The sequence below is a fragment of the Candidatus Margulisiibacteriota bacterium genome (assembly GCA_003242895.1).
GTDB lineage: Bacteria > Margulisbacteria > Riflemargulisbacteria > GWF2-39-127 > GWF2-39-127 > GWF2-39-127.
This window is the reverse complement of record QKMY01000081.1, coordinates 20,298-27,311: the sequence shown is the minus strand read 5'-3', so window position 1 is coordinate 27,311 and position 7,014 is coordinate 20,298. Positions and strand designations below refer to the sequence as shown.

The following is a 7,014-nucleotide window of genomic DNA, read 5'->3' as shown; positions in this document are numbered from 1 at the left end:
GCGGTCTTAATGGAAAGTATACCCCCAGCAACGATTTTAACATCTGTCGTGGATACTTTATGTTGAATGTACTGGCCTACAATATTCTGCAAATAATGAAGTTGTTTTATTTGGGTGAAGTAGCCAATGGGTGGTCTGTCAAACTTTACCTTTTGTTCCCCTTTTTCTCTGTTCCATTTTTCTATTTAGGAATTGGCGTTATTTCCCCAACTCCTAAATAGAAAATTCACACAAAGATATAGGAATGTATAGGACAGATTTTTGCCAAAAAATTTACCAAACCCTGGATGGTGTTGATTTTTATGCCCTTATTGGCCAGGATTATTCTGTAATTTCATAGATTTTGCATAATCAAGTCATTTTTGTTTAAACTCCTATCTTCTACAATTGGTTTTTGCAGAAATTATTGATTTTTTTCTTAATGGGCTGGTTTCTTTACCAGTTCAAGATTAGCCGTCTCTGGCAAGAAACGAACAACTTCCAAGTTAGGTCACAGCAGTTTATAAGCTTACATTTTACCTGTCTTCCACTAATGACGAACTTGCCACCGGTTTCGATAAACCAATACCTTATTCTTTTCACTGTCCAGCTTTCTGCTTCCTTGTCCAGATAAAACAACTTCATTATCTGAAGAACATTGTAAGCCAGAACATTGTTCTCCTCTATTTTTCAATATCACTACAATGTTTTTTTTTTTTTTGAGTTGCTATAGTTCTCTGTTTAGGAGTTGGGGTTATTTACGTTTTTATTTACCAATTATTTGCCCTAATATAAGCTGGTTATGAGCGTCAGTTTTGCGATTAGTAAATGTGTCAAAAACTTTTTCTCACATAGATTTAGTCTATTAATTTTGGTATAATATATCGACGATAATCAGCCTGCAGATCTTGTGATATAAGTTGTTGAACCGGATATTTCTGGCGCTGGTGATAAACAGGTTTTTTGGAAATAGTTCGCATAAAGGGGATATTTTTAGTGAATAATAAGATCATAATTAAAGGGGCAAAGGTTCATAACCTCAAAAACGTAAACCTGGAAATACCGAGAAACAAACTCATTGTTTTTACCGGATTATCAGGCTCAGGAAAATCATCGCTTGCCTTTGATACACTCTATGCGGAAGGGCAGCGAAGGTATGTAGAATCGTTGAGCGCCTATGCAAGGCAATTCATCGGACAAATGGACAAGCCCGATGTGGAGTCGATCGAAGGACTTTCTCCTGCTATATCAATCGATCAGAAAACTACTTCAAAAAATCCAAGATCAACCGTTGGCACCATTACAGAAATATATGACTATTTAAGGCTATTATATGCCCATATTGGAATTCCTCATTGCTATAAATGCGGGCGGACGATCCAGAAGCAGACAACCTCTCAGATTATTGAACAGCTACTGCAACTGCCCCAGGGAACAAAGGTTCAGGTTCTCGCGCCGGTCATCAAGGGGAGAAAAGGTGAGTATTCTAAACTGCTCCAGGATATTAAGAAGAACGGGTTTGTCAGAGTCAGAGTAGACGGAAGTATTTATGAGATTGAGGAATCGATTCCTCTTGATAAGAACAAGAAGCATTTTATCGAGATAATAGTTGACCGTCTTGTGATAAATGAAGGTATTAACGATCGTATCCGCGATACGGTTGAGGTTGCTGCCAAATACAGTGGCGGTACTATTATTGTTGATCTTACGAAGAATGATGGCGAATGGTTCAAGACCAACAATTATGAAAAAGAGCTGATTTATTCGGAGAAGTTCGCCTGCCCCCACTGCAATATATCGATAGATGAAATATCTCCCAGAATGTTTTCGTTTAATAATCCCTACGGAGCATGTCCTGAATGCAAAGGCCTTGGCAAAAAGCTGGAATTCGATCCTGACCTGGTGATCCCTGACCATGAGCTATCATTATCCCAAGGCGCAATCGCTCCATGGGGAGAATGGAGAATGAAAGGATTTCGCTGGCAGGTACTCAAGTCGCTGGCTAAACACTACAACATAGATGTTAATGTGCCATACAAAGATCTTTCTGAAGATGTGAAGAATATCCTGCTCTACGGATCAAAAGACAAAATACGCTATGAATACCAGTCTCAAAAAACTGAAGGCATGTGGGTATCCCAAGGAGCATTTGAGGGAATTATTAATCAGATTAACAGGCTGTACCGTCAGACCGACTCAGAATACCGCAGGGTTGAAATGGAAAAATATATGAGCGAGAAAGACTGTCCAACCTGTTCCGGACGGAAGTTAAAGCCTGAGATACTCGCAGTTACCGTCCAGAGCAAAAATATTTCGGAATTTACCTCACTTTCAATCAAAGGTGCTTCTCGTTTTCTTGTGTCGCTTAAACTTACTGAACGTGAAGAAATCATTGCACGTCACGTTTTAAAAGAAATCAAAGAGAGGCTTAATTTTTTAGTAAATGTAGGATTGGATTACTTAACGCTTGATCGATCATCGGCAACTTTGTCCGGAGGAGAATCGCAGCGAATACGGTTAGCAACTCAGATCGGGTCAGGGCTGGTAGGCGTTCTCTATATTCTCGACGAACCGAGTATAGGCCTTCATCATCGTGATAATCAAAAATTGATCTCAGCATTAATTAATTTGAGGAATCTTGGCAATACTGTTATTGTAGTCGAGCATGATGAAGAAACCATCCGCTGTGCCGATTACATTGTGGACATCGGGCCATATGCCGGCAAACATGGTGGAGAGATACTTTGTGCCGGACCTCTAAAAGAACTATTAACGTGCAAGAACTCTATTACCGGTAAATATCTCACCGGTGAAGAAAAAATCGCAATACCGGGAACAAGAAGACTTGTAAATAATAAAGAAGATACTTTTTTAACAATCAAAAAAGCAACTCAGCATAACCTTAAGACAATTGATGTCGAGTTTCCCCTCAAAAAATTTATATGCGTGACCGGTGTATCTGGTTCCGGAAAAAGCACTTTGATTAATGACATCCTTTTTAAGGCGTTGTCAAACAGGATCTATCATACCAAGCATACAATCGGAGCACACTGTGAAATTGTCGGTTATAAGGAAATCGACAAAGTAATAATTATTGATCAGTCTCCGATCGGTAGGACTCCACGGTCTAACCCCGCTACTTATACCGGTATGTTTACAGAAATTCGTGAAGTTTTTGCGAGTACTATGGAATCGAAACTTCGAGGATATCTGCCTGGAAGATTTAGCTTTAATGTAAAAGGCGGACGATGTGAGTCGTGTCAGGGAGACGGAATTGTTAAGATAGAGATGCATTTTTTGCCCGATGTTTATGTTCCTTGCGAACAGTGCAAAGGGAAGCGCTACAATAAAGAAACGTTAGAGATTCAGTACAAAGGAAATACAATTGCCGACGTTCTGGATATGACTGTGGAAGAAGGCATAGATTTATTCGCCAATTATCAAGGAATAAAGCGAAAACTTCAAACACTCTCGGATGTCGGGCTTGGGTATATACATTTAGGGCAAAGTGCGACAACGCTAAGTGGAGGCGAAGCCCAACGCGTTAAGCTTGCCACCGAATTAAGCCGAAGATCAACAGGAAAAACCATGTACATTCTTGATGAACCGACAACCGGACTGCATTTTGCTGATATCGCTTATTTGTTGAAGGTTTTGCAGCGCTTGGTTGACGGTGGTAATACCGTTGTTGTGATCGAGCATAATTTAGATGTTATCAAGAGTTCCGATTACATAATTGATCTTGGTCCTGAAGGAGGTGATGACGGGGGATTCATAGTTGCAAAAGGAACCCCGGAAGATATCGCCGCAGTACCTAAATCATACACAGGCCAAGCGATCAAAGATCTTTTAGATAATAAATAGGAATCAAAATTTATGAATTTTATCACATTGAACAGTATATTAAAATAAACTATAATGTTAAATACTTAAAAATAATGGTTTTATAGCAGAATTCTTTAATTATGTAGTGCAAAGAACAACAATTGGCATCATTTTGTACTGCTAAATAGTGAGCATTGCCATAGATAACTTTAGTTACTATTATGATAAAAAATTTCTACATAGTAGGAATTACTGAGTTGTTATAAAGTTTAAATAATGTTTAAAAAAGGCGTATATAAGTACGCCTTTATTCTTACTATTTTAAAATCGGGGATCATAATGCAAGATAGGTTACCACCACAAAATCTTGAAGCAGAACAATCTGTTTTAGGCGCTGTTTTAATTGATAAAGATGCTTTTTCAAAGATTGTAGATATGATAAAGTCCGTTTCATTTTACCGGGACGCTCACAAAATGATTTTTGAGGCAATGATCTCATTATATGAAAAAAGTGAACCTATTGATATTATTACCATTACCAATTGTTTGCGAGAGAAAAATTTGCTGGATGCTGTCGGCGGTAGCTATTATTTAACACAGTTGATTAATAGTGTGCCAACATCCGCGAACATAACCTACTACGCCAAAATTGTAGATGAAAAGGCCTTGCTTCGTGATCTGATCTCAGCAGGATCGGAGATAGTTCGTTGTGCATTCGATGAATCTTTATCGGTAGAATCCGCTATCGATCAAAGTGAAAAGATAATCATGAATGTCGCTCAAATGAAAATCCGTGAAGGTTTTATTCCCATCAAAGATATCCTTTCTCCGGTTATGGACAGAATTGAATCTATATACGACAAAAAGGATGCACTCATCGGTATCCCAACAGGATTCACTGATTTGGATCAGATGACATCCGGTTTTCAGAAGGCTGATCTTATTATTCTGGCTGCGAGGCCAAGTATGGGAAAGACTGCTTTTTGTCTGAATATAGCTGCAAATATTGCATTAAAAAACAAATTGCCGGTTGCGATATTTAGTCTGGAAATGAGTAAAGAATCTCTAGTTCAACGTATGCTTTGTTCTGATGCCGAGATCGATGCCCAGCGGCTAAAAACCGGGAACCTGCATGATCATGAATGGAAAAAACTGACAAGGGCAATTGGCCGATTGAGTGAAGCGCCGGTCTATATCGATGATACCGCATCAGTTTCGCTTCTGGAGCTTAAGGCAAAAGCCAGAAGACTTCAAGCTGAGCGAGGGATATCGCTTATCATAATAGACTATTTACAATTAATGCAGGGCGGTAAAAGTAGAAACGAGAGTAGAAACCAGGAAATATCTGAAATAGCTCGAGGTCTTAAGTCTGTTGGTCGGGAACTGAATGTTCCCATCCTGGCCTTATCGCAGTTGAGCCGGGCAGTAGAGCAAAGACAAGAAAAGATTCCTCGATTATCAGACTTAAGGGAGTCAGGAGAAATTGAACAAACTGCTGACTTAGTATGTTTTATACATCGTGAGGATTATTATAATGCCCAGGTTGAAAATGGAAATGAGGCCGAAATTATTATCGCCAAGCAAAGGAATGGTCCTACCGGTTCTGTTAAGTTATTCTTTAAAAAGGAAATTACAAAATTTCATAATATTGAGAAGAAAATAAATGTTGCGCAAGAAATGTAGTTTATTACTATTTATAGGCACAATCTTTTTCTTTTGTATCCAAATCAGTGCCTATGGGCAAGATGATATTTTTATAGAGGCTGACAAAATACTCTATTTAAATGCGGATCGGGCACTTTACGCAAGTGGAAATGTCGAAGCGAAATATAAAGGCATCTCCGCAACTGCAAATAGTCTCCTCGTGCGCTATCCTGATAAGTTACTTCGGTTATCTGATGGCTTCGAAATTAATTACAAAAATAGTCAGGTCCGGGGAGATTCGCTGCAATTCGATTTCTTGAATAATATTGGTATTGCAAAGAATGCAAATATTCTAATCGGGCGCTACCATATCAAAGGTAACAATATTCATGTTACAGAAAAGAAAGTTACTATAAAAGACGGTAGCTTTACTACCTGTAGTGATCCTGTTCCTCATTATCACTTTAGTGCAAATCGAATAGAAATGTATCCGGAAGTAGGGATTATTATTTTGAAGGATACTTTTTTTCATCTGATGGACACGCCTGTTCTCTATTTGCCAACGTATATTGTTGGGAGAGCTGAGTACGGCATTCTCACATCCCAAACGCCGCTCCCGGAGATAGGGGCAAATGACGAGGATGGATTTTTTATCAAGGAGAGGTTTGGGTATTTTATAAGTCCGAAAAATACCGGAACTTTTAATTTGGGATATCTTTCGTCAAAAGGGTTATCTATTGGAATTTCACACCAATATATGCCTAATTTACAAACGAGCCACTATTATGGCTTCAATTATTTTACCAAAGCAGATCCCCTTGAAAAATATTCGTTATATTATTTTTTTGAAAATAAAATTGTAAGTAATGTCGAAAAACAGGAGACTAACGAAAAAACGCCTGAAATCCTGGGCGAATTAGGAAAAGATACAAGCGAACAACAATATATAACATCGTTTACTTATGCTATTGAGGCAGCTTACCGTAGATATATTAATTTTGAGTATGTCTCATTTTATCCTCGGTTCTATCTTGTCGCAAACGATTCTGACTTCGCTCGGTTATTCAGCTATAGATGGAATACAACATTAGCTAATTTAACTGAAAATGAAGGGCGTCCTGAAAAGAAATTTGATTTCTCAACTACTTTTTATAAAAGTTTTTCTTATGGTGTTTGGGGTTCGTTGACTCCTCAAATTATCGGCTCTCGCGCTGTATCCAAAAAATTCCATTGGGAGCAGGTTTTAGGTAGTGTTGTTTATTCTAACTCATATAATAACATGTTTTTTTTCGATCTAGGGTATTATCATCGATTTCTACAGCAAGGAAAGCGAGCCTTCTTATATGATAGTACGGATATATTTGATGTCGATTACGTTGACTTGAAATTTACAACCAAACTGCAACATTATGATTTTACCTTACGATATAGATATGATCTTGAAAATCTAAAATTTCTTGATTTGGAAGAGGAAGCTAGTATAAAAATTGATTGTATAGGATTAGGTTTAAGATATCGAGTGCTGAAAAAAGATCTTAAATTTTTTATCTCACTTCTTTAGTTTGG

3 protein-coding genes are annotated in these 7,014 nt (G+C 38.0%); all 3 read left to right on the top strand.

Going from position 1 to position 7,014, the window contains the following annotated elements; translation table 11 throughout:
• Window positions 1-975: 975 nt before the first annotated feature.
• The 3 genes from DKM50_14245 (at window position 976) to DKM50_14235 (ending at window position 7,009) form a co-directional block, all read left to right on the top strand.
• Complete coding sequence (locus tag DKM50_14245; GenBank protein PZM77029.1) at window positions 976-3,843, top strand: excinuclease ABC subunit UvrA; 2,868 nt, start codon at window positions 976-978, stop codon at window positions 3,841-3,843.
• Between the two features lie 300 nt (window positions 3,844-4,143).
• Window positions 4,144-5,487, top strand: coding sequence for a replicative DNA helicase (locus DKM50_14240; protein PZM77032.1), 1,344 nt, complete (start codon window positions 4,144-4,146; stop codon window positions 5,485-5,487).
• Complete coding sequence (locus tag DKM50_14235; GenBank protein PZM77028.1) at window positions 5,468-7,009, top strand: hypothetical protein; 1,542 nt, start codon at window positions 5,468-5,470, stop codon at window positions 7,007-7,009. The genes DKM50_14240 and DKM50_14235 overlap by 20 nt, the downstream gene beginning before the upstream one ends.
• Window positions 7,010-7,014: the final 5 nt, after the last annotated feature.

What these genes read in the sequence shown, in the direction of transcription:
- DKM50_14240 (PZM77032.1), top strand. Translation starts at nt 4,144, where the DNA reads ATGCAAGATAGGTTACCACCACAAAATCTTGAAGCAGAACAATCTGTT.
- DKM50_14235 (PZM77028.1), top strand. Translation starts at nt 5,468, where the DNA reads ATGTTGCGCAAGAAATGTAGTTTATTACTATTTATAGGCACAATCTTT.